This is a genomic window from Streptomyces sp. NPDC045431 (assembly GCF_040646655.1).
GTDB lineage: Bacteria > Actinomycetota > Actinomycetes > Streptomycetales > Streptomycetaceae > Streptomyces.
On record NZ_JBEZAQ010000003.1, the window covers coordinates 211,699 to 232,442 of the forward strand.

At 72.9% G+C, this 20,744-nt stretch carries 18 protein-coding genes; 8 read left to right on the top strand and 10 right to left on the bottom strand.

Translation table 11 applies throughout. The features are described from left to right. Nucleotides 1-49: 49 nt before the first annotated feature. The gene (locus AB0A69_RS09515; protein ID WP_361417483.1) at nt 50-1,018 is read right to left on the bottom strand and encodes a cyclase family protein; all 969 of its coding nucleotides are present in this window, start codon (nt 1,016-1,018) and stop codon (nt 50-52) included. Nucleotides 1,019-1,241: 223 nt separating this feature from the next. Between AB0A69_RS09515 and AB0A69_RS09520 the strand changes: the two genes are divergently transcribed. Then, nucleotides 1,242-2,441: a putative manganese transporter gene (locus AB0A69_RS09520; RefSeq protein WP_361417487.1), complete on the top strand. Its 1,200-nt coding sequence runs from the start codon at nt 1,242-1,244 to the stop codon at nt 2,439-2,441. 121 nt (nt 2,442-2,562) lie between these two features. Here the strand turns inward: AB0A69_RS09520 and AB0A69_RS09525 are convergent, their stop codons facing one another. The 3 genes from AB0A69_RS09525 to AB0A69_RS09535 form a co-directional block, all read right to left on the bottom strand. Continuing rightward, on the bottom strand, nt 2,563-2,874 hold the full coding sequence (locus tag AB0A69_RS09525; RefSeq protein ID WP_361417490.1) for a putative quinol monooxygenase: 312 nt from the start codon (nt 2,872-2,874) through the stop codon (nt 2,563-2,565). A 99-nt stretch (nt 2,875-2,973) separates the two neighbouring features. After that, complete coding sequence (locus AB0A69_RS09530) at nt 2,974-4,017, bottom strand: aldo/keto reductase (RefSeq protein ID WP_361417493.1); 1,044 nt, start codon at nt 4,015-4,017, stop codon at nt 2,974-2,976. 52 nt (nt 4,018-4,069) lie between these two features. Beyond that, nucleotides 4,070-5,251: an NADP-dependent malic enzyme gene (locus AB0A69_RS09535; protein ID WP_361417496.1), complete on the bottom strand. Its 1,182-nt coding sequence runs from the start codon at nt 5,249-5,251 to the stop codon at nt 4,070-4,072. Between the two features lie 144 nt (nt 5,252-5,395). Here AB0A69_RS09535 and AB0A69_RS09540 point away from each other — a divergent pair, with 144 nt between their 5' ends. Beyond that, on the top strand, nt 5,396-5,857 hold the full coding sequence (locus tag AB0A69_RS09540; protein ID WP_361417499.1) for a MarR family transcriptional regulator: 462 nt from the start codon (nt 5,396-5,398) through the stop codon (nt 5,855-5,857). Nucleotides 5,858-5,868: 11 nt separating this feature from the next. Here the strand turns inward: AB0A69_RS09540 and AB0A69_RS09545 are convergent, their stop codons facing one another. The 6 genes from AB0A69_RS09545 to AB0A69_RS09570 all read right to left on the bottom strand — a co-directional run bounded on the left by AB0A69_RS09545 (nt 5,869) and on the right by AB0A69_RS09570 (nt 12,243). Then, nucleotides 5,869-6,714: an alcohol dehydrogenase gene (locus AB0A69_RS09545; protein ID WP_361417502.1), complete on the bottom strand. Its 846-nt coding sequence runs from the start codon at nt 6,712-6,714 to the stop codon at nt 5,869-5,871. Between the two features lie 59 nt (nt 6,715-6,773). Further along, the gene (locus tag AB0A69_RS09550; RefSeq protein WP_361417505.1) at nt 6,774-8,021 is read right to left on the bottom strand and encodes a hypothetical protein; all 1,248 of its coding nucleotides are present in this window, start codon (nt 8,019-8,021) and stop codon (nt 6,774-6,776) included. A gap of 155 nt (nt 8,022-8,176) precedes the next feature. Beyond that, on the bottom strand, nt 8,177-8,806 hold the full coding sequence (locus AB0A69_RS09555; RefSeq protein WP_361417508.1) for a DinB family protein: 630 nt from the start codon (nt 8,804-8,806) through the stop codon (nt 8,177-8,179). 91 nt (nt 8,807-8,897) lie between these two features. Further along, nucleotides 8,898-10,220, bottom strand: a complete 1,323-nt coding sequence (locus tag AB0A69_RS09560; RefSeq protein WP_361417511.1) for an MFS transporter — start codon at nt 10,218-10,220, stop codon at nt 8,898-8,900. A 42-nt stretch (nt 10,221-10,262) separates the two neighbouring features. After that, nucleotides 10,263-11,708: an MFS transporter gene (locus AB0A69_RS09565; RefSeq protein WP_361417514.1), complete on the bottom strand. Its 1,446-nt coding sequence runs from the start codon at nt 11,706-11,708 to the stop codon at nt 10,263-10,265. Beyond that, a complete protein-coding gene (locus AB0A69_RS09570) occupies nt 11,701-12,243 on the bottom strand; it encodes a DUF3291 domain-containing protein (protein ID WP_361417517.1) in 543 nt (180 codons plus the stop codon). Before AB0A69_RS09570 ends, AB0A69_RS09565 begins: the two co-directional genes overlap by 8 nt. 181 nt (nt 12,244-12,424) lie before the next feature. Between AB0A69_RS09570 and AB0A69_RS09575 the strand changes: the two genes are divergently transcribed. Genes AB0A69_RS09575 through AB0A69_RS09600 form a run of 6 tightly spaced genes read left to right on the top strand, consistent with a single transcriptional unit; the run spans nt 12,425 to nt 20,741 of the window. Then, a complete protein-coding gene (locus AB0A69_RS09575) occupies nt 12,425-13,765 on the top strand; it encodes an ATP-grasp domain-containing protein (RefSeq protein ID WP_361417520.1) in 1,341 nt (446 codons plus the stop codon). Further along, a complete protein-coding gene (locus AB0A69_RS09580) occupies nt 13,762-15,039 on the top strand; it encodes an ATP-grasp domain-containing protein (protein ID WP_361417523.1) in 1,278 nt (425 codons plus the stop codon). Before AB0A69_RS09575 ends, AB0A69_RS09580 begins: the two co-directional genes overlap by 4 nt. A 23-nt stretch (nt 15,040-15,062) precedes the next feature. Next, nucleotides 15,063-16,610, top strand: a complete 1,548-nt coding sequence (locus tag AB0A69_RS09585) for an ABC transporter substrate-binding protein (RefSeq protein ID WP_361417526.1) — start codon at nt 15,063-15,065, stop codon at nt 16,608-16,610. Further along, a complete protein-coding gene (locus AB0A69_RS09590) occupies nt 16,607-17,983 on the top strand; it encodes a SidA/IucD/PvdA family monooxygenase (protein WP_361417529.1) in 1,377 nt (458 codons plus the stop codon). Before AB0A69_RS09585 ends, AB0A69_RS09590 begins: the two co-directional genes overlap by 4 nt. Before the next feature lie 20 nt (nt 17,984-18,003). After that, a complete protein-coding gene (locus AB0A69_RS09595) occupies nt 18,004-19,428 on the top strand; it encodes a diaminobutyrate--2-oxoglutarate transaminase family protein (protein ID WP_361417532.1) in 1,425 nt (474 codons plus the stop codon). Next, the gene (locus AB0A69_RS09600) at nt 19,425-20,741 is read left to right on the top strand and encodes a SidA/IucD/PvdA family monooxygenase (protein WP_361417535.1); all 1,317 of its coding nucleotides are present in this window, start codon (nt 19,425-19,427) and stop codon (nt 20,739-20,741) included. Before AB0A69_RS09595 ends, AB0A69_RS09600 begins: the two co-directional genes overlap by 4 nt. Nucleotides 20,742-20,744: the final 3 nt, after the last annotated feature.

Consider the following 20,744-nt stretch of genomic DNA (forward strand, 5'->3'; position numbering starts at 1 on the left):
GCGGGCACCGCGACGCCGTGCGCGCCGTACGACCGGGGTGCGGTCCGGCTCAGTAGATGCCGAACATGCGGACCGGGCCGCTGAAGCCGCCGATGTGCTTGAGCAGGCCGATGACGGCGATGGCGCCGTTGTCCGGCAGCTGGTCCATGTTGGCGGCCCACTCGATGCCGTAGTGGCCCGTGGGCAGCAGGATCTTGTGGCTGCGCGGGTCGACGACGTCGTGGGCGCCGGAGTCCATGCTCGGGGCGTCCGTGGCGATGCCGACGACGTCGCGCTGCGACTCCAGGAACTCCGCCGCGTCCCAGCCGATGCCCGGGAAGTGCGGGTGCCCGTCCGCGTCCCGGTTGAAGATCAGCTCCGGGGTGTGCAGCCGCTTGTACCAGCCGCTGTCCAGGCAGATGATGGCGCCCTTGGGGATGCGGCCGTAGCGCGCCTCCCACTTCTTCAGGTCGTCGTAGGTGAGCAGCGCGTCCGGGTCCTGCTTGGCGCGCTCCTCCAGCCGGATGATGACCATCGGGGCGATGAGGTCTTCGGCACCGATCTGGTCCGTGGTGATCTGGCCGTTGGCGAAGTGCTTCGGGCCGTCCATGTGGGTGCCGCTGTGCTCGTCGATGGTCATCAGGTTGGTGTTGTAACCCTCCTTGTCCACCGAGGCCACCTGCCAGATCTTCGGCGGGGCGACGTACGGCTGGTAGACCGGGAAGTCCTCGCCCCACGGGTGGCTCATGTCCACGACCTTGCGGCGGCGGGAGAACAGCTTGTCCACGTTGCCCGCGGCGGAGCTCGCGGCGACGGCCGGCTTGGCGCCGAACAGGCCCATGCCCGCGACGGTGGCGGCGAGCGCGCCGCCGACGCCGAGCAGCTTGCGGCGGCTGGAGTTGGCACCGAAGCCGGCCTTGCGAGCCTCCTGCGCGGTCTGGATGGTCTGCTCGCTACCCGCCTGGCGGGTGGGGATCAGATCGTGCTCGGCTCTGAAGTCATCGCCATAGACGGCGTTCATGATCTGAGGTCCGCACATGGGGATCTCCTCTCAAATGCTGCGGGCAGCCAAAGGCCGGTACCCGAAGTCGAGTTGGCGAGGGGGAACGGTGGAACCGTAGCCCAGATTCAGAGATCGATCAAACTTCCGGCTACGAATAACCATAAGAGATCGTATAGTTCTGGTGCTGCCGCGCCGCCGGACGCCCCGCGACGTACCCGCGCGCCGCACTCCCCGTACGGCCTCTCCAAGGAGCACAGACGTGATCGAGACCCTGGTCCGCCCGCTGGCGGACGGCTTCATGCAGGTGGGTGTGTTCGTGGCCCTCCTGGTGGGAGCCTTCGCCTGGTTGCGCTGGCGGTACGGTGACCGCCTGCTCGCCCTGCTGGAGCGGCGGCGCGGCTTCGGGCCCGTGGTGGGCGCCCTCCTCGGGGTCTCGCCCGGCTGCGCGGGCGCGCTGCTGCTGACCCCGCTCTACACCCGGGGCGCCATCTCGTTCGGCACGGTGGTCGCCGGTGTGGCCGCCACCATGGGCGACTCCTCCTGGGTGATCTTCGCGGCGCAGCCGCTGATGGCGCTCAAGGTGCACGCGCTGCTCTTCGCCACGGGCGTGGTCACCGGTTACGCCGTGGACGCGCTGCGCCTGACCCCGGAGCGCCTCTCCTCCCGGGGTGCGGAGGACCACGCGCCCGCCGAGGTGCGGGAGTTGGTCCTGGTGAGCGGCGGCGCACGGCGGACGGTCGGCGCGCAGGCGTCCGCGGGCGGGTCGCTCAAGGGCGGCGCCGGCGCGTGGACGCCCGGCGGTGTCCCCGGTGCCGCGTCGGGTGCCGTCGCCGGTGACGCGGCTCCGGCGGCCACCGCCGCGGGTGCCTTGAGGCTCGCCCTGTGGGTCGTCGCCGGGCTCGCGGCGCTCGTCGCCGTCCCCGTGGCGTTCCAGCTGGTCGACGCGGCGACGCTGACCCGGATCGCCGGGGGCTGGGACCCGTACCTCGTGCTCGGCTTCCTCGGCACCGTGCTGTGCGCCATGGTCCTGGTCGCGCACCGCGGCACGGCCCAGCACGACGACGGCATCTCGCCGCAGCGCCCCTCGATCGCGCTCGCCGCGGGCGCCCGCGAACTCGCCCTGATCGTGGTGTGGGTCTCGGTCATCTACCTGGCCTGGACCCTGGTGGAGACGCTCACCGGCTTCGACGGGAGCCAACTGCCGCTGCACGACTGGCTCGGCGTCGTGGTCGGGGCGTGCATCGGGCTGATACCGGGCTGCGCGGTGCAGATCGCGTTCACCACGCTCTACCTCGCCGGCGGGGTTCCGCTGCCCACTCTGGTGGCCAACGCCGTCAGCCAGGACGGTGACGCCCTGCTGCCCCTGATCGCCCGGGACGCCCGCGCGGCGTTCCTGACGACGGTCCTGACGACGGTCCCCGCCCTGGCGGTGGGCGCCGTGCTGCTGTTGGCGTCCTGAGCCGCGGCCCCGCGGGGGAGCGGTACGAGGGGGCGGTCCCGGTACGGATACCGGGACCGCCCCCTCGCGTCGTACGCCCCCGCCCCGTACGGACTCGCGTCGTACGGGGCGGCGTGCGCCGTCAGGCCGCGGCAACGGCGTGGTCGTCGACCCGTGTGCCGCGGATGAGCCACGCCGGGCCCTCCGCGAACTCCTCGATCACCGCGAAGAAGCGGGCGAAGTGCTCGCCGGCGCAGTGCTCGTCGAACGCGGCCTCGTCCTCGTACGCCTCGTTGAGGTAGAAGCGGTTGGGGTCCTCCGCGTCGGCGATCAGCTCGAACCGCCGGGTGCCCGGCTCGTCGGCGAGGGAGTCGCGGCCGTCCGCGAGGGCGGCGGCGATGAACTCCGCGCGCCGCTCGGCCGGTACGTCGAAGGCGACGGCGATGTGGTACATGACGGCTCCTCAGGTGCTCGGCAGGTCAGGTGCGTGGGGGAGGGGGAAAGGCGGGAGGGGGGAAGGGGGCGGCGGCAGGGGAGGCGCGGTGCGCGCGGGTCAGGGCCGGACGGGACCGGACCCGGCACCCGTCGCCTCGATGGCCGCCGCGATCTCGGCGAGGTCGGCGTCCGTCAGCTCCAGGGAGGCCGCGGCGATCCAGCCGCCGACCTGCTGCGGCGTGCGGGCGCCGACGATGGCGCCGCTGACACCCGGCCACGCCAGTACCCAGGCGACGGCGACCGCGCCGGTGCTCACCCCGTGCCGTTCGGCCACGGGCCGCAGGGCGTCGGCCAGGCGCAGGTTCGCCGTCAGGCCCGTCGTGAAGTCGGGGTGGCCCGACCGCCAGTCGTCGGCCGGCAGGGCCGTCGCGCGCTCGGCCGAGAAGGCGCCGCTGAGCAGGCCCGACTGCATCGGCGAGTAGGCGATCACGCCGGTGCCGTGCGCGGCGGCCCAGGCGATCTCCTCGGCGGCCGAGCGGTTGATCGCGGAGAACGGCGGCTGGATCACGTCGACGTGCGCGATGCGCTCGGCGGCTTCGAGCTGCGCGACGGAGTGGTTGGACAGGCCGATCGCCCGTACCTTCCCCTCGGCCTTGAGGTCGGCCATCACCTGCCAGTACTCCTCGAGCGGTGTGGCGTTGGGGGAGACCTCCCCCTCCGGCCCGCCGTACTCGAGCGACTCGCCGGTGTCCGGCCAGTGCACCTGGTAGAGGCCGATCTGCTCGACGTTCAGCCGGCGCAGCGAGTCCTCCACCTCCCGGCGCACGCTTTCGGGCTTCATGATCCGGTGCGGGGGCGCGGACGGGTTCGACGCGTCCCATACCAGGCCGCACTTGGTGAAGACGTGGGGGCGCGCGTGCGGCGGCAGGGAGGCGAGTGCCTTTCCGATGATCTCCTCGGAGTGGCCCAGTCCGTAGACGGCGGCCGTGTCGATCCAGTTGATGCCGCTGTCGACGGCGTGGTGGATGGCGGCGATCGACGCGATGTCGTCCTGTGCGCCCCAGCCGTAGCGCCATCCGTCGCCGCCGATGGCCCAGGCGCCGAAGCCCGTGCGCGAGATGTCGATGCCGGTGGAGCCCAGGGGCTGGGCGGGCAGCCTCATAGCGTGGGATGTCCCTTTCGTTGCGAGTGGGGTGGTCGGGGATCGATGCCGGTCAGAGCCGCGCCACACCGTCCCGGCGCGCCTGCTCGGCGACGGCCGCGGCGACGGCGGGGGCGACCCGGGGGTCGAAGGGGCTCGGCACGATGTGGTCGGCGCTCAGCTCGTCGTCGCCGACGACGGCGGCGATGGCCTCGGCCGCGGCCAGCTTCATGCCTTCGGTGACGGCGGTCGCGCGGACGTCGAAGGCGCCGCGGAAGATGCCGGGGAACGCCAGCACGTTGTTGATCTGGTTGGGGAAGTCGCTGCGGCCCGTGGCGACCACCCGGGCGTGGCGGGCGGCGACGTCCGGCGCGATCTCGGGGGTGGGGTTGGACAGGGCGAAGACGATGGAGTCCGGGGCCATCGCGGCGATGGCCTCCTCGCTCACGGTGGCGCCGGACAGGCCGATGAAGACGTCGGCGCCCTTGAGCGCCTGCTCGACCGAGCCGGCGTAACCGGCCTTGTTGCCGTCCCGGGCCAGGCGGGCCTTGACGGGGTTGAGGTCCTCGCGTCCGGTGTGCAGCATTCCCTTGCTGTCGGCCGCGGCGAGGTCGCCGATGCCCGCATCCAGCAGGATCCGGCTCACGGCGATGCCGGAGGCGCCGGCGCCCGCGACCACGGCGCGCAGGTCGGACAGCGAGCGGCCGGTGAGCCGGGCGGCGTTGCGCAGCGCGGCGAGGACGACGACGGCGGTGCCGTGCTGGTCGTCGTGGAAGACGGGGATGTCGAGGGCCTCCCGGAGCCGGTCCTCGATCTCGAAGCAGCGGGGCGCGCTGATGTCCTCCAGGTTGATGCCGCCGAAGGAGGGCGCGAGCCGTACGACGGTCTCCACCAGGTCGTCGACGTCGGTGGTGGCCAGGCAGATCGGTACGGCGTCGACGTCCGCGAACTCCTTGAAGAGCAGGGCCTTGCCCTCCATCACCGGCATGGCCGCGGCCGGGCCGATGTCGCCGAGACCGAGGACGGCGGTGCCGTCGGAGACCACGGCGACCGTGCGCGCGGCCCAGGTGTAGTCGGCGGCCAGGTCGGGGTCCTCCGCGATCGCCGTGCACACCCGGGCGACGCCGGGGGTGTACGCGAGGGAGAGCTGCTCCGCGTCGGTCACCTCGACGGTCGAACGGACGGCCAGCTTGCCGCCGCGATGGAGGGCGAAGGCGGGGTCGCGGTCGAGAACGGACGGTGGCGTGGTGGGCATGGGGGCTCCTCGGTTCACGGGCCGGCGGCGTAGCCGGCCCTTCACCCCCAGTATTAGTAAGATATCTTATAGATGCAAGATGACTTACTGCTCAGTGGGTAAGAGGACCTAGGGAAGTAAGACGTCTACAGGTAATCTCAGCCCATGGACCCGTCGAAGCATGAGCGCCTGGGGCAGCACATCAAGCGAGTGGAGCAGGAACTGACCTCCGCCAAACACGCGGTGCTGCGCCCCTTCAAGATCAACGTCCCGCAGTACAGCGTGCTCTACGCGCTGCTCCAGGAGCCCGGCCTGTCCGGCTCGGTGCTCGCCCGCCGCTGCATGGTCACACCGCAGACCATGTCCTCCGTGCTCTCCACACTGGAGGGGCGCGGCCTGGTCGAGCGGAAGCCGCACCCGATCCACAGCCACATCCTGGAGGCCCGGCTCACCCGTACCGGCCGCTCCCTCCTCCAGCGCGCGGACGCGGCGGTGGAGGAGGTGGAGCGGGCGCTCACGGACCACTTCGAGCCGGACGAGGCCGAACGCTTCCTGGAGCAGCTGTCCCGCTGCTCCAAGGCCCTGGCCACCCTCCCGGGCGCGCCGGCCAAGCCGTCGTCCTCCTGACCCGTGGCGGCTCAGGCCGCGGGTGTCGCCTCCGCCATCGCCTTCACCCTCACCGGGGCGGGTCCGAAGGACAGCTCGCCCGTCGTCAGCAGGTCGAGCAGCTGGGCCAGCTCCCGGTCGCCGGGGGTGGCGGTGCGGAGGACGAAGTGCCGCAGACCCGCCTGCTCCGGGCCGCCGAAGAACCGGAAGAAGCCGATGTCGGCGCCGTTCGCGGCGAAGCTCTCGTAGAGGAAGACCACACCGCCCCCGGCCACCAGGCCCTGTTCCGCGGCCGTCACGTCACCGGAGACGGCTTCGTACACCACGTCGAAGACGCCCTGCGCGTCGGCGGCGTCCGTCACGACCCGCGCGGCGCCGAGCGAGGCGACCGGCCCCGCCGTGGCGGGGTCCTGCACGACCGCCGTCACCTCGGCCCGCACGGCCGCCGCCAGCTCGACGAGCAGGCGCCCGATGCCGTGCTCGGCGCCGGTGACCAGGACCCGCCGGCCCGCCAGCGGACCGGCGCCGCGCACCAGGCGCAGGGCCGTCAGCACCGCGACCCGCAGCGCCGCCGCCTGCTCGAAGCTCACGTGGTCGGGCAGCACGACCGCGTACTCGGTGGCGAGCGCCATGCACGGGGCCCACTCGGCGCCGGTGGCCAGGCCGACCACCCGGTCGCCGGGCTTGGGGCCGAAGCCCTCCGGGGCCGCCCGCAGCACGACGCCCGCGACGTCCCAGCCCGGCATCCAGCCCTCGGGCAGCGGCTCCGCCTTGATCACCTCGTCGTGCTCGGGGGCGACCGCCCGCACGGCGACGAGGATCTCGTCATCGGCCTGCGCGAGGGGCGACTGCTGCGTACGCGTGCTGTGTTCGGACATGCTTGGTTCCTTTCGTATGGCTGCCAGGCGGCGTGGTACGGGGGCCTGCTTGAGGTGGGTCAGAACGTCTCGTGGACGAGGGCGGACCCGGCGGAAGCGCCGGTGGACTCGTCGGCGGTGACGACCTCGAACGCGTCCGGGTGCTCCAGCACGCAGCCCGTCATGACGAGGTGGTTCTCCAGCACCTGGTAGCGGATCCAGTCGAGGGTGTAGGAGTCGTCCGGTACGCCCGGCGCCAGCCGCACCCGCAGCTGCGCCCGCTCCTCGTGCCCCGCCCGGTCGACGGCGACGTGCGCCGCCACCACGTCCCCCGTGCCGAGGGCGAGTTCGACCAGCTCCTGGGCCGACACGGTGCGGCCGTGGAGCCGGAAGAAGGGTGACGAGGGGTCGAACAGGCGCACCGCCGGGCCGGGCCGGCCGCAGACGCAGCGCGCGTACTCGCCCCGGTCGCCGGTGTCGTACCGGATGAGCGGCGGTTTCCGGCCCGGGTCGAACGTCGTCACCAGGAGCCGGCCGTCCACGACCTCCACGTGCTGGTGCTCCAGCGGGTGGTAGACGTCGGCCAGGCACAGCGGCCCCCGCTGCCCGATCGGCCCGGTGGCCGGAGAGCCGTACAGCCGCCACACCTCGGTGTACGGGAAGCAGTCGGCGACGGCCCGGTCCGGTGTCCGGTCGAGCCCCGCGCCGCCGAGCAGCAGCGTCCGCAGCCAGGGCAGCGGGCGCCCGGCGACCGCGTCCCCGAGCAGCCGGCACACCGATTCCGCGGGCGCGGCGATGGCGGTGACGCCGAGCCGGGCGAAGAGGTCGGGCCAGTCGTCGTGCTTCCCGCTCGGCAGGCGGCCGAAGGGCAGGGCGGTGGCGCCCGACTCGGTGGTGAACCGGTGGAAGAACTGGTGGTCGGGGCGCATCCGTTCCAGCGGGTGCAGATTGGCCACCACGTCCGCGGGGCCGACCGGGCTCCAGCTGCGCCGCACCTGTGCGACGTACAGGTCCTCCGGGAGCAGGCTCAGCCCCGGGGAGCCCAGGGAGCCCCCCACGGCCCAGAGCGACGACGCCTCGCCCCAGGTGCGGCCGAGCTTGTTCAGGTCGATGACCTCCTCGACCGCCCGCGACAGCTCCTCCCGCCGCAGCACCGGCAGTGCGTCGAGCGGCGGCTCCGCCCCCGGTTCGTCCAGGAACGACCGGTACTTGATGGCCAGTGAGGGAATCCGCGAGGCCTCCCGCAGCAGCTCCCCCACCCCGTGCGCCGTCGGGGCCCCGCTCCGGGACTCGTCGGCGAGAGGCTGCCACCGTGTGCGCGCAACCATGGATCCCCCGTCTCTCGCGTGTCGGTTCCTCGACAGGAAAGCATTCCTTCGGGAAGGTATCAAGTATTATCGGGAAGCCCGATGACGAGGCCTCCCCACGGCCGGCGCGGTGAGGCGCCGGACACGGGGAGGCGGGTGCGGTGAGGGGCGTGGGGCTATGCCAGGCCGAGGGAGAGGTAGGTGGCGTCCAGCTCCGCCACGTCCAGGCCGGCCGCGCGGCGGACCATGCGGATCGCCCGGTAGATCTGGTTGATGTGCGCGATGTCGTGGCCGACGACCTTGCGGATCATGACCTCCATCGTCTCGCCGCCCTGCTCGCCGTGGCGGCCGGTGCGCTGCCAGGCCTCCGGCGGGAGCGCCCCCAGCAGGGCGACGTTGGAGGCGCGCAGCCCGGTCCACGCGTCGAGCATCTGCCGGAACGGAAGGCGCGGCAGCGGCGCCCAGAGCTGCTCGTCGTAACCGGGGTAGACGGGGTTGTCCTCGGTGGCCACCAGCCGCCAGCGGAAGCCGTAGACGATGTCCACGTCGAAGAGGTGGCCGACGGTGAAGGCGGCGGGCCACTCGCCGGGCTCCGGGGCCGTCTCGGCGAGCTCGGTGGGCAGGTCCGCGAAGAGCTGCCGGGCCCAGACGGGCGTCTTGGCGAGGACCTCGAACGGGTCGCGTTCACCGGCGACTTCGAGGAGCGCGGTGACGTACGCCGCGGGGTCCTCGGTGGCCGACGGGATGTCGATCCGGTGGACGTCCGCGTCGCCGAGGACGCTGTCGAGTGTGGTGGTCGTGCTCATGTGCTGGCATACCTTTCGGTGGTGGGGGAGCGCCTGCCGCGTCGGGGCGGTGGTGGCTCCGGTGCAGAGGATGCGGCCGGTCGCCCGGCGGCTACGCGGGGCCCGTGGGCGCGGTGGCGGGCTCCACGGGGACGGTGATCGGGGCGGCGGCCGCGGGCCGGGCCTGTGCGGGATCGGTGGGGGCGGCCGCGGGCCGGCCCTGGGAGGGGTCGGTCGCGGCGGGCGCGGGGGTGCGGGGCTTCGCGCCCAGGACCAGCAGCGCGCCCAGTACGGCGACGGCCGCGCAGACCACCCAGTGCAGCGGGGCCGAGATCCCGTAGAGCAGACCGCCGACCGCCGGGCCGAGCGCGCCGCCGAGGGTGTGCGCGAGACCCTCCGCGCCCTGGTAGCGGCCGCGCAGATGGGCGGGGGAGAACTCGGCGGGGTAGGCGTTGGCGATCGGCGTGTAGACGGTCTCCGCGACCGTCCACACCACCACCGTCAGGGCCAGCAGCCACACCGCGTCCACCGCACCGGTGAGACCCATGCCGACGCCGAGCAGCAGCAGCCCCGCCGCGATCACCCGGCGCGGGGTGCGGTGCTCGGTGTGCTTGGTGAGGGGGAGCTCGATCACCACGCAGAGCAGCGCGTTGAGGCCCAGCAGCAGACCGTAGACGCTGTTGTCGAAGCCCGCGTCCCGCACGTGGAGCGGCAGGGTCGCGGTGGACTGCCCGTAGACGAAGGTCGCGGCGACCATCGAGCCGAGGAAGAGCAGGTACGGCCGGTCGGAGAAGACCTCGCGGTACCCGCCCTTGCGGGAGGGGGCCGCCGCCCCGGGGACCGCGGCCGGCGCCGGACGGCCGCCCGGGAGGGTGAGCAGCGCCAGCACGCCGAAGGCGAGGGAGAACAGGGCGTCGCCGATAAACACGTACGTGTACGAGTGGCCGCTGAGCAGACCGCCGACGAGCGGGCCGATCGCCATGCCCACGTTGATGGCGAGGCGCAGCACGGCGAACGCCATGACGCGTTGCGCCTCCGGCACCACGTCCACCAGCAGCGCGCCGGCCGCCGGCCGGTACAACTGGGCGAAGACGCCGACCAGCGTCACCAGCAGGGTGGTCGACAGCAGGCCGTCCGTCAGCGGGACGGCGACCGTCGCGGCGCTGCTGCCGAACATCGACACGGCGATGGTGGTCCGCCGGCCGAACCGGTCGGCGACCGTGCCGCCGACGGCGTTTCCGATGAACGCGCCGACCCCCACCAGGCCGAGGGCGGCACCGGCCTGGAACGCGGAGAAACCGCGCGAGACGAGGAAGAGCACGAGGAAGACGTTGAGGAAGTTCCCGAACTTGATCAGGAACATGCCCGAGAAGATGACCCAGGCGCTCCGGGGAAGTTCCCGCAGCCGTCTGTGCAGCGGGGCGGAATCCGCCATGACTGTTGCTCCTTGGAGAAAGGGGTGAGGGGTGCGCGGCCGTCAGCGGGCTCCCGCGGGCTCCGCCCGGTGGGCGGTGTCCGCGTCGGCGGGGGCGTCGGCCTCGGAGGCGGCGGCGGTACCGGTACCGCCGCCGGGACCGGACGAGCCGGCATCGGGGCCGGACGTGCCGGTATCGGTCGCGTCGGCTTCGCCGGTCTGCGCCGCCTCGGGGACCCGGCCGGCCAGCACCAGGACGCAGGCCGCCGCGGCGAGGCCGGCGCAGCCCAGCGCCACCACCGAGTAGTCGTGCGTCGCGTCGGCCATGACCGCTCCGACCTCGCTGGTCAGCGCCGTGCCCAGGGCGTGCACCGTCCACACCAGACCCATGCCGAAGCCCCGCACCTCCACGGGCAGGACGCGGGCGGCCCACATGGTGGTGGCGATGACGGTCGCCAGGTAGCTCACGCCGAAGACCACGCCGAAGGCGATGACGACCGCACCGGTGGGGTTCAGCGCCACCAGCACCATCGCCACGCAGCGCACCGCGTACGCGCTGAGCAGGACGCCCTTGATCCAGCCCCGGTCGCACAGCCAGCCGGCCAGCAGGCCGCCCGCGATCTCGAAGACGCCGAGCAGCGCCACGGCCGTGGAGCTGACCGTGTGGCCGAGGCCGTGGTCGTGCATGAGCGGCATGAAGTGCACGTCGATGAAGGCCATCGTGGCCCCGCAGGCGAACAGCGCCAGCGACAGGCGCCGCATGTCCGGGTTCCCGGCCGTCAGCCGCAGCCGCTCGCCGAACGACAGCCGCCGGAGCGCCCGCGGTCCGGGATCGGACGAGACGGTGTCCTCCGCCTCCGGGCGCGCGGCGACCCGGTTCGACCCCCGGGCCACCAGCATGGCCAGCGGGGCCAGGACGCACAGGAAGACCAGGCCCACCACGAGCAGCACGTCCTGCCACGACGACCACGTGCCCAGCCACGACCAGAGCGGCACCAGCACCACGAAGCCGACCGCCGCGCCGTTGGTGAGCAGCGCGTACATCAGGCCCTTGCGGCCGTCCCGGAACAGCTCGTCCACCAGGACGCCCAGCGGTACGTACGACAGCATGGTCGAGGCCAGCGCGGCGATGAGCGCGTACACCGCGACGAACAGCCACAGTTCGCCGGCGAGCGCGCAGCCGATCAGCGCCACGCCCGACAGCGCGGTGCCCAGCGCCAGCGTGGCCGCGCCGCCCAGCCGGTCCGCCAGGGCGCCGACGAGCGGGGACGCCACGGCGACGGTGACGGCGAAGAGCGTGGTGGCCCAGGCGAGCGCGCCCCGGGAGCCGCCGAAGGTGTCGGCCATGGGCACGAAGTACACCTGGACGGTGTTCTTCAGCGCCGATCCGGCCAGGGTCAGCAGGAAGGCGGCCGCGCTGAGGACGATCAGCAGCACCTTGGCGTTCGGCGAGGGGCCGTGGGCGGCGCCGGCGGTCGTGGCGGCGGGACGGGACGCGGGTCTAGGCATGGGAGGCCTCGGAGGGGGAGAGGGGGTTGCCGTCGGGGTCGAAGGGGTGCTTGAAGTCGAAGGCGTGCGCGGTGGGCCCGAACTCGTTGAGGATCTCGAGGCGCAGGCAGGCCTCGCGCCAGGTCGGGATCACGTCGTCCGCGACCCACCAGGCCGCGTAGAGCCGGTGGGGGAGGGAGACGAACCAGCGCCGCCGGTCGCGCAGCGCCTGCCGGTGGATGCCGCTGTAGGCGTAGGCCCGTACCGATGACAGGTCGGTCCACAGCGAGAGGGTGGAGGCCCGGGTGTCGGTGTCGTCGTCCCTGCCGCCGGTGTAGAAGGAGGGGGCCTCGAATTTCCCCCAGGCACCGTAGTCGCGGCCGAAGTTCGTCCACTTGGTGTCCGTCGAATCGACGGCCTCGGCCCGGGCGATGAATCCGGGGCTGCTTTCCGAGGCGCCGAAAACCAGCGGTTCCAGCTCGTTGAAATCGGTGTTGGAAAGGTGCGGGTAGGGCTGTTTGAGCACCGCGAAGGTGGTGAAGGCGATCCGAGGCATGGCGCCGAGCATGGGGGCGCGTCCGGTGCGGCGCAATGGCGGTGCGGATGCACGGTTGTGCCTGGCACGAACGTGCCGGAACCGGGCCCGCCGGTGACCTCGGTGGTATTTCGTGCCGGGGCATTCTTGTGCCACCGGAAACGTATTCCGGGGCCCCATTCGATGTCGCAGAGTCATATCCATGACCGCTCACCTGACCGACAAAACGCTTCTCGTCGTCGGCGGCCGCATACAGACGCTGCGCAAAGCCGCGGCGCTCGGAATCCGGTTCGTACTGATCCAGCACCCGGACCAGTTCGTGCCGGAGGCCGCCCGGCTCGCCGCGGCCGTGATCATCGCCGACTACACCGACTGGAACACCACCCGCCCGCTCGTCGAGGCGGCCCACCAGGCGTACGGGTTCACCCGCGTCGTGTCCATCACGGAGCCGGGTCTCGTGCCGGCCGCCCGCATCAGCGACCACCTGGGGCTCGGCGGAACCACCGAGCGCACCGCCGAACTCCTCCGCGACAAGCACGCGATGCGCCGCCACCTCGGCGCGCACCCCGACCCGCTGGTGCGGGAGCTGTCGGTGGCCGCCGCCGAGGTCGCCGGCGCGGACGACCTGGTCGCCTTCGGGGCGGCGCACGGCTACCCGTTGGTGCTCAAGCCCGTGGACGCCACCGCCAGCCTCGGCGTCGTACGGATCGACGGGCCGGAGCAGGCCGCGGCGGCGTGGGCCGAGGTGGAGGCGCTGCGCGCCCGCACCGACCTCCAGTGGGGGTCGTTCTTCACGATCGGGCGGTTCATCGCCGAGCAGTACATCTCCGGTCCGGAGTACAGCGTCGAGACGTTCTCCTTCGCGGGCCGGCACATCGTGCTCGCGGTGACGGAGAAGCTCACCGGCGGTGACGGCCCGGACGTCGACCCGGACGCCGGCCCGGACCGCGCGCCGGGCGCGGGCGAGGGCTTCATCGAGCTCGGGCACGCGCTGCCGGCCCGGCTCGCGCCGGACGACGAGCGGCGCGTGGAGGAGAGCGTGAGCCGCTTCCTCGACGCGGTCGGCCTGACCGACGGCGCCGCCCACACCGAGCTGCGCCTGACCCCGTCGGGGCCGCAGATCATCGAGGGCCACAACCGGATGGGGGGTGACCGGATCTTCGACCTGCTGGACGCCGCGTACGGCATCGACGTCGAAGAGTGGATCGTCGCCTGGCAGTTCGGGCTGATCCCGGCGCTGACCGAGCGGCCCGTCCCCCGCCGCTCGGCCGCCACCCGCTTCCTGTCCGCCCGCCCCGGCACGGTCGTGGAGATCCAGGGCGCCGAGGAGGCCAGGGCCCTCGACGGCGTCCTGGACGTGGAGACCACGGTCGCGCCCGGCGACACCGTGGGCGAGCTGCGCGGCAACTGGGACCGCGTCGGCCAGGTGCTTGCCACCGGTGCCGACACCGCCGCCGCCGTCGCCACCGCGGAGCGGCTCACCGAGAAGGTCACCGTCGTCACCCGTGCCCCCGGGCGGCGGCAGGAGGAGGAAGCGGCATGAAGATCCTGCTGATCATGCGGAACACGTACGCGTGGCACCGCGAGCACATCGAGACGCTGGAGCGCATGGGCCTGGAGATCCACCTGGCCACCCAGGTCGCCCGGGCCGAGGAGGACGGCCGGTTCGCCTCCGTGGTCCGTCTGCCGGAGGACCTGGACACGACCGGACTGGCCGAGTTCTGCGCGGCCGCCGCGCGCCGGCTGGGCATCGCCACCGCGATCACCTTCTACGACTCCGACATCGTGGTCACCTCGCTCGCCAACCGGCTCCTCGGGCACGCCTGGCCGCGCCCCGAGGCCGACGAGATCTCGCGCGACAAGCGGCTCCAGCGGGAGTTCCTGGAGGAGCACGGCCTGCCCGGGCCGCGTGCGGTCGCCGTCACCGGCGTCGAGGAGGGGCTCGCCGCCGCCGAGGGGTTCCGCTACCCCTTCATCGTCAAGCCCAGCGCGCTGGCGGCCAGCATGGGCGTCACGCTCGTCCACGACCGCGACGCGCTGCGCGCGGCGCTGGAGGACGTGGCGCGGCTGGTGGAGGAGTGGGGCGGCTACTTCCCCAGCGACGGCCCGGACATCGCGCTTCTCGAGGAGTTCCTGCCGGGCAAGGAGGTCACCCTCGACGGCGTGGTGCTCTCCGGCCGGTTCCACCTGGTCGGCGTCACCAACAAGATGCAGATGCCCGGCCCGTACTTCGAGGAGGACTTCTACACGCTGCCCTTCCGCACCCCGGAGGAGGAGCCGGAGCTCGTCACGGTCGCCGAGGGCATCGTCGCCGCGCTCGGCGTCGAGCACTGCCTGTTCAACGCCGAGTTCCGGCAGGACGACCAGGGCCGCTACCGGGTGGTCGAGTTCGCCACCCGGATGAGCGGCGGGCAGAACTACCGCAACCTGCGCGAGGTCCACGGCATCGACGCGGTCCGGCTGTACGCCAAGGCCGTGCTCGCCGGCGACGACACGGCCGCCCGGGCCGCGGTCCTCGACGGCGAGGTCCGGCGCGCGGCCGAGCCCCGCGCCGCCACCTGCATCAAGTTCGCGTACCGGACCGGGAGGCTGGTGCGCAACAACCCGGGGGACGCCTTCCATTCGCCCTACTTCCGCTCGTACATCCCCGCCTCCCGCCCCGGCGACCGGCTGCGGCGCGCACCGGAGGGCTGGTACGAGATAGCCGGCTCGCTGGCGGTCGCTGCGCCGTACCGGGAGCCGGCCGACATCGACCGGGTGGAGCGGATCGCCGCCGAACTCGACGAACGCCTCGACGTCGTCGTCGTACCCGCCTGAGAGCCGAAGCGAGAACGATCACTGTGCACACCGACGACCCCGTGTTCCGCATGGGCATCACCGAACCGACCGCGATCGACCCCTACAAGGCCCAGGAGGGCGAAGGCATCCTCGTCTGCAAGGCCCTGTTCACGGGCCTGCTGGCGCTGGACGACGACGGCGCGCTCGTCCCCGCCACCGCCCTCCGCTGGTGGACCGACGACGCCGCGCTCACCTGGACGTTCACGCTGCGCACCGACACCGTCTTCAGCGACGGCGAGCCGGTCACCGCGCACAGCTTCGTCCGGGGCTGGGCGCGCGCCCTCGATCCGGAGGCCAACACCGAGACCGCCTACCACCTGGCGGGCGTGCGGTCCTTCACCGCGGTCGACGACGCCACGCTCGTCGTGGAACTGTCCGAGCCGGACGTCCAGTTCGACCTGAAGACCCTCCAGCCGATCTTCAGCCCGGTCCCGTCCTGCGCGGGCCCGGCCCTGAACCCCGCGTACAACGACCTGCCGATCGGCAACGGGCCGTTCGTGATGGCCGGTCCGTGGCGGCACGGCGAGTCCATCCGGCTGCGCCGCAACGAGCGCTGGTTTGGCCCCGCACCCGAGGTGCGCGAGGTCCACATCGACATCCTCGACCCGGTCACCGCGCTGGACGACGAGTACGAGCGGTTCCTGGCCGGCACGTACGACTACGCCCGCGTCCCGCCGTCCCGCACGGCCGAGGCGGCACGCCTGGACGGCTTCCTGGAGAGGGACGGCGCCGGGCTGTTCTACCTGATCCCCTTCTGCCACCAGGCGCCGATGGACTCGGTGGACGCCCGCCGCGCCGTCTCCGCCGCCATCGACCGCCACGCCCTGATCGACACGTACTTCCACGGCCGGCGCACCGCCGCCCACTCCCTGCTGTCGCCCTGGTTCGGGACGGCGCACACCCCGCGCGGGGAGTGGGAGGAGGACTGGACCGCGTACGCCCCGGGACGGGCCCGGGCCGCCGCCCTGCGGGCCGGCCTGCCGCCCGGCACCCGCGTCGACCTCGCCTACAACACCGGGGCGGGCCACGACGACTGGGTGCACGCCCTGGCCCGCGGGCTGGAGGACGTCCTCGGCTGGCACGTCGACCTGCTGCGCACCGACGGGCGCGGCCTGGTCGACCACCGCACCTCGATCGCCGCGGCCGGCCTGTGCCGGGCCGGCTGGGCCTGCGACTACCCCACGCCCGACAACATGCTCTTCCCGCTGCTGCACTCGTCCTGCACGGCACCCGACGAGCGGGGCACGGCCCACGGCGACAACGAGGGCCGTTACGAGAAGCCGGAGTTCGACGCCCTCGTCGCCCGGGCCCGCGCGTCCACCGACCCGGCCGAGCGCGCCGACGCCTGGCGGCGCGCCGACCGCGCCGCCATGGCCGACCTCGCCCTGATCCCCCTCTGGTACCGCACCGACCAGCGGGTGTACGCCGCCGACCGGATCAGCGGCCTGCGCATCGACTTCGACGGCAACCCGACCCTGACCACGGTGACCGCCACCACCACCGCCACGACGACCACCGCCCCCGCGATCGCAAGGAGCACCGCACGATGAGCGAGACCACCACGCCCGGCACGCCCGACGTCCACGACATCCTCGGCATCGGCTTCGGACCGGCCAACCTCGCCCTCGCCATCGCCCTGGAGGAACGCGACTCGCCGCTCACCGCCAGATTCCTGGAGGCCCGGCCCAGCCCGGAGTGGCAGCCCGGCATGCTGCTCGACGGCTCCGACATCCAGAACCACCCCAGCCGCGACCTGGTCACCCTGCGCAACCCGCGCAGCCGCTACAGCTTCCTCAACTACCTGCACGAGCAGGGCCGGCTGCTGCGCCACCTCAACCTCCCCTCGGAGTTCCCGCTGCGCAAGGAGTACGCCGGCTACATCCGCTGGGCCGCCGGCTTCTTCTCGCACCTCGTGGACTGCGACCAGCGGGCCGACCGGGTCCGGATCACCGAGGTGGCGGGCGAGTCGCTGTACGAGGTGACCACCGTGTCGGGCCGCCGCTACCTGGGCCGGACGCTCGTGATGGGCCCCGGCCGCACCCCGTACGTCCCCGCCCCGTACGACACCGTGCGCAGCCGGCGCGTGTTCCACCTCACCCAGTACCTGCCGCGCCTCACCGAGCTGACCGGGGGCACCGGCGAGGGGCGCGAGCCGGAGTCGGTGGCCGTCATCGGCGGCAGCCAGAGCGCCGTCGAGCTCGCCCTCGACCTCAGCCGCCGCTTCCCGCGCACCCGCGTGACCACCTACACCCGCTCCCACTCGCTGCGGCTGAAGGACACCAGCCCCTTCAGCGAGGAGGGGTACTTCCCCGAGTTCACCGACTACTACTTCCGTGCCTCCCGCGAGGGCAAGCGCGCCCTCGACGCCTACATGCACCCCACCAACTACTCGTCGGCGGACGGCGACGTACTGCGCGAGCTCTACCTGACCATGTACGAGCAGGAGCTCGACGGCGACCAGCGGGTGTTCGTCCGCGGCAACCACGAGGCCGTACGGGTCGCCGAGACCGGCGACGGCCGGATCGCGCTGGACTTCCTGGAGCGCCACACCGGGGAGACGATCACCGACACCGTGGACTTCGCCGTCCTCGCCACGGGCTTCCGCAACATGGGCCCGGGCCCGGACGAGGAGCTGTGCCCGCCGCTGATGGCGTCGCTCGCCGACCGGTTCGCCACCGAGCCGGACGGCCGCCTGGAGGTCGACGCCGACTACGCGCTGCGGCCGGTCGCCGACGGCACCCCGCCGCTGTTCCTGAACGGCCTGTGCGAGTCCAGCCACGGCATCGGCGACGCGGGGTCCTTCAGCCTGCTGTCGCTGCGCGCCGCGACCCTCGCCGACGCGCTGGCCGGCCGCCTGGCGTCCGCCCCCGGCCGTACCGCCCCCACCCGTACCGACCGCGCCGCCGCCCTCGCCGCCGCCTGACACGAGAGGTCCCCACCACCATGACCGCCCCCACCGTCGGCCACGCGATCCCCGCGGAGGCCGCGGCACCCCGCTATGCCGGGCCGCGCGTGACCGGCGCCCTGCCGGGCCCGCGCAGCGCCGAGCTCCTCGCCCGCCAGGAGCGGCGCGAGTCCAACTCGCGCTCGTACCCCCGCAAGCTTCCCCTCGCCATCCGCCGCGCCCGGGGCAGTTACGTCGAGGACCTCGACGGCAACGTCTTCCTCGACTTCCTCAGCGGCGCGGGGGTGCTCTCCCTCGGCCACAACCACCCCGAGCCGCTCGCCGCCGCCCACCGGCAGCTCGACGAGTTCGTCCACGGCCTGGACTTCCCCACGCCCGTCAAGGACGAGTTCACCGAGCTGACCATCGGGATGCTGCCGGAGCCGATGCGGGAGCGCACCCGTATCCACTTCTGCGGCCCGACCGGCGCCAACGCCGTCGACGCGGCGCTCAAGCTGTGCAAGACCGCCACGGGCCGCGAGGAGGTCATCACCTTCCAGGGCGGCTTCCACGGCGCGACGCTGGCCGCGATGAGCGTCACCGGCCTGGTCGAGCAGAAGGAGCCCGTACGCGGCCGGATGCCGGGCGTGCACTTCTTCCCGTACTCGAACTGCCACAACTGCCCCCTCGGCCTCAAGCGGGACAGCTGCGAGGTCAACTGCGCCGCCTTCCTCGAGCGCGCCCTCACCGACGTCAACGGCGGCATCACCCTGCCGGCGGCCGTGCTGATGGAGCTGGTCCAGGGCGAGGGCGGGGTGATCCCCGCCGAGGTGGAGTTCGTGCAGCGCGTCCGCAAGGTCACCCGCGAGCTGGGCATCCCGCTGATCGTCGACGAGGTGCAGAGCGGTTGCGGCCGCACCGGCACCTGGTTCGCCTTCGAGCAGTACGGCATCGAGCCGGACGTGGTGTGCGTGTCCAAGGCGCTCAGCGGCATGGGCCTGCCGGCCGCCGTGATCCTCTACGACGAGAAGCTCGACACCTGGAAACCGGGCGCCCACACCGGCACCTTCCGCGGCAACCAGCCGGCCTTCGCCGCCGGCGTCGCCACCCTCAAGGTCGTCCGGCGCGACCGGGTCCTGGAGAACGTCCGCGCCCGGGCCGACCAGCTGATGGTGCACCTCCAGGGCCTGCGCGCGCTCAGCCCGTACGTCGCCGACGTGCGCGGCCTGGGCCTGATGGCCGGCGTCGAGCTGGCCGACCCGGTCACCGGGCTGCCCGCCACCGCGCTCGCCAAGCGCGTCCAGTGGGAGGCCGTCAGCCGCGGCCTGATCCTGGAGCTGGGCGGCCGGGACGACTGCGTGGTGCGCATGCTGCCGCCGCTGAACTGCACCGCCGAGGAGATAGACACCGCCGGGCTGATCCTGCGGGAGGCCCTGTCCGCGGCGCTGGAGCCGCTGGAGCCGACCACGGGGAGCACCCGATGACGTACACCGACGAACGGGTCCACGACCTGGTGGTGGCGGGCTTCGGCCCCTCCGGCATCGCGCTCGCCGCGGCCGTCGAGGACCACGACGACGCCACCGGGTCCGGGCCGCTGGCCGCCCGCTACCTGGAGAAGGCCGCCGACTCGGCCTGGCAGCCCAACCTGGTCCTGCCCGGGACCGACATCCAGCACCACTTCCTGCGCGACTTCGCCACCCCGCGCGACCCGCGCAGCCGCTTCACCTTCCCCAACTACCTGCAGCAGAGCGGGCGCTTCTACCCGTTCACGCTGATGGGCGGCTACGTCAGCCGGCTGGAGTGGTCGGACTACGTGCAATGGGCGGCCGGGCAGGTGCGCGGCCCCGTCGACTACCACCGCGAGGTCCTCGCCGTCGAACCCGTCACCGACGCCGACGGCCGGGTGCGCACCGCCCGGGTCGTCGCCCGCGACACCCGCGACGGCGCCACCCACACCTTCCACACCCGCAACGTCGCCCTGGCCACCGGCCACGAGGCGTACGTCCCCGACACCTTCCGCCCGCACCTGGGCGAACGGGTGTTCCACGCGAGCCGCCTGCTGCCGAGCCTCGCCGCCCTGGGCGAGAAGCCCCTGCGCAGCGTCGCGGTGATCGGTGCCGGGCAGACCGCGGGCGAGATCGTCCTGCACCTGGCTGCCGCCGACCCCGGCACCCGCATCCACTCGGTGGTCCGGCACGCTGGCTTCCGGATGTACGAGCTGGGCCACTTCTCCAACGAGGTCTACTTCCCCGCCGAGACCGACTACTTCTACGGCCTCGAGGACGAGCAGCGCGCACGCGCCCTGGACCAGGCCCGCGCCACCAACTACGCGGCCGTGGACCCCGATGTGTCCACCGCGCTCTACCAGGCGGTGTACGAGGACCGGCTCAGCGGCCGCGACCGCCTCCGCATGCACCGGCGCACCGAGGTCACCGCCGTCGAGCGGACCGACGACGGCGCGGTGCGGCTGCGCACCGAGGAGGTCTTCACCGGCGAGCGCGGTCTGATCGAGGCCGACGCGGTGGTGCTGTGCACCGGTTACCGGGAGCCCGCCTTCCCGCGCCAGCTCGCCGCCTTCTCCCCGTACCTGCGGCGGGACGCCGCCGGACGCCCGGAGGTGACCCGCGCCTACCGCGCCGAGACCACCGAGGAGTGCGAGGTCGGCATCTATCTCGACGGCCTCACCGAGTGGCGGCACGGCATCGGCAGCGCCACCTCCTTCAGCCAGATGGCCGCCAAGGCCGACACCATCCACCGCGACCTGCGCAGCCGGCTCCGCGCGCCGGTCGCCGCCTGATTG